This is a genomic window from Flavobacterium sp. (assembly GCF_044361065.1).
In the GTDB taxonomy this organism is placed as follows: domain Bacteria; phylum Bacteroidota; class Bacteroidia; order Flavobacteriales; family Flavobacteriaceae; genus Flavobacterium.
In genome coordinates this window covers 1-2,866 of record NZ_JBIKJI010000215.1, presented here as the reverse complement: position 1 = coordinate 2,866, position 2,866 = coordinate 1, and the positions used below count along the sequence as shown (strand labels likewise).

The following is a 2,866-nucleotide window of genomic DNA, read 5'->3' as shown; positions in this document are numbered from 1 at the left end:
ATCTGCCATATGAAATACTCCAATAGGTTTTACTTCGATAACACATCCTGGAAATGTTGGCTTGGTTACTAAAACTAATACATCCAGAGGATCACCGTCTAATGCTAATGTTTCAGGGATAAATCCGTAATCTGCTGGATACATCATTGAAGAAAATAGCATTCTATCAAAACGCATTCTTTTTAAATCAAAATCATATTCATATTTGTTTCGACTTCCTCTTGGAATTTCCACCAAAACATCAAATGTTGTTACTTTATCTGCTGTCATTTTTGTATTTATTTATCGACTGCAAAGGTAGAAAAAAGTTAGAGCTTAGGGTTTAGCACGTATTCGATTTCTTAAATTATAGATTTTATAATAGTAAAAATACATTTACCATAAAAAAACATTAAAAAAATTATGAAAAATTAATTTTTTTAAAATAACAAGAATGATAATCTCTTAAAAATAAAATCCAAAACCTACTCGAATTGTGAATTTTCGAGCTTCAGGAATATCAAAATAACTTCCACGCCAAGAGGCATCCACTCGCATCACTTTAAAAATATTACCTATTCCGGCAGAATATTCGTAATACCCATCTACTGGTGCTTGATAAATTTGTCCAGAGGCATTAAGTGCTCTGTTTTCATTTGAAACGGAACCATAAACGGCTTTTACACCTATGATTTCTCGCCAATTTAGTTTTCTAAGTAAAGGCACTCTTGAAAATAATTTTCCATTAAAATTATGTTCCAAATGAAGCGAGGTATATTGGTCGGCAACAAAATCGTAATAGTTTAATAAATTATAGGTATTGTCGATAATAAAAAACGATTGATTACCAGGTATTATTCCCATTAAAGATAAAGGAACTGTTCCGAAAGTTTTTCCTACTTCTAAAGTCGTGAATAATCGTCCAAATCCACCAATTAATAATGGTTGTCGATAAAAAAGCTGTAATTTTGAATAGTTGAAATCGCTATTTAAAACCCCTTTTAATCCTTGAGAATAACTTACAAAAATTCTTGGATAATTTAAATCTACTTCCATTCGATCCACGCCATAGCCAATCATTTTTCTATTTGGCGTATAGTTGATTAAGAAATTGACTTCAGATTGAGTTATTTTGTTAGCTGTTTTACTAAAAGTGTCATCTGTAAAATAGTCCAACTTAAATTCTGGAGAGGCAGATGATAAGGTTCTGTATGAAAAACTACTTTCGAAAACCAGATTTTTAACGGGTTCTATTTCGAAACCTAAATTGGTTAAATTTACATTCGTTAATTTATTGTTTATGCCACTTGAGAAAAAGGAAGAAGAAGCAAAACTTCTACCCAATACATCATTAGAAGTGGTTAAGCTTACGCCAATTTGCTCAACATCTCTTCGGTTTCCAAAAGAGGCGATAAAGCGATTTTTCTTATCCAGCATTACTCGAGCATTGATTCCGTATTTTATTTTTTGGTCTTTAAAACCATAAGCAGTGTATCCCTGAATACGCCAAGGGTCATTAGGGCCAAAGTACGTTCTTCCTCCTAATCTAATACGTTGCCCTTCAACGTCATTGTATCCGAAAGTGGAGAAAATAGGTCCGATGTCAAATTTTCCAACTTGAATGTAGCCACTTCCTAAAATAGATACTAAATTGTAAAACCTTTTAATTTTTGGAACTGTTTTTAGGGTATCGAGCATTTCATAAATTCCTTTTTCATTAGAATTTAGACTTTCAAAACGATTTTCTTCCCAATATTCATCTGTTTTGGTAAACGCTTCTTTATTAAAAGTATTGACTTCTTCCCGGTAAAATTTATCGTCTTTTTCGTTATTGAATTGATGATTTTTGAACATAGTTGTTCGTTTTCCGTACATACCATTTGAACCTTCTTTTTTAGTTAACGCAAAATCCGTCATCATATGATCTCGTTTCAATAAAAAAACCGAATCGTTTAGTACATCAAATTCTTGCTCAATATAAATATCTCGCACCCAGTTGATATTGGCGCTTTTACTGGCTTCCATATTGATACTCTTAATGGCATAAGTAGAATCGTTTACCCAAAAATCGCCTTTAAAAGTCAATTCATTTTTTCTTCTCGGGTAGTATACAATATTATAACACCATTTTTTATCAATAAATGTACTGTCTGCTAAAACGTAATTATATACTTGAATTCCAGTTCTTGATAAAGGACTTACAAAATCTTTATCGAAAAATTTAAGGTAGTTGTTATAAATATCATAATCGGCATATAAATCTTTTAAAAAGGCATTTACACCATCATTATTTGCATTTCCAAATCCAGAATATTTATTGGCTTCTAAAACGTCTTTTGTTTTGTTTTTTACATTGTCGCCATATACTTTGCTTTTGGTTTCGTTAATGAAAATAGGCAAGAAATTTTTACCAGTAATGGCTGAAGTATCCACGTGTTGAAAAATAAATTCTACATTTTTGAAGATTTTATTTTTCATAAATGTGCTGTCTATAGAATTGATATCAAATTCAATTTTTTCATACTTATCGTATTCATATTGATTAAATTGACGCAATCCATTTTTCTTTTTTCTTTCCCAAATTTTTCTAAGAATATCTATAGCAGGATTGTTTTTCTTAGAAGTTTTTCCGCCATACACTTTTACTTCTGCAATTTCGTTTGCGTTTTCTAAAACAATTTTTAAATCGTAATTATGTTCGCCAGAAAGCGATATTTCTTTGTCTTTATACCCAACAAAGGAAATCACTAATGTAGGATATGTTTTTTTTGATTCTAAGTAAAATTTTCCGTTTTCGTCGGCAATTACACCTTCTGCGGAATTTTTAAAAGCTACCGTTGCATAAGAAACAGGTTGTTTGGCGTCATCTAATATAATTCCACTTACT

2 protein-coding genes are annotated in these 2,866 nt (G+C 31.0%); both read right to left on the bottom strand.

What is annotated here, in order from left to right:
- Window positions 1-270 (bottom strand): inorganic diphosphatase (locus ACIQ11_RS10120; protein WP_396154556.1); only part of this gene is annotated, 270 nt, incomplete at its 3' end.
- 174 nt (window positions 271-444) lie between these two features.
- Window positions 445-2,866, bottom strand: a 2,422-nt coding sequence (locus ACIQ11_RS10115; protein WP_396154554.1) for a DUF5686 family protein, incomplete at its 5' end; no start/stop codon positions are given.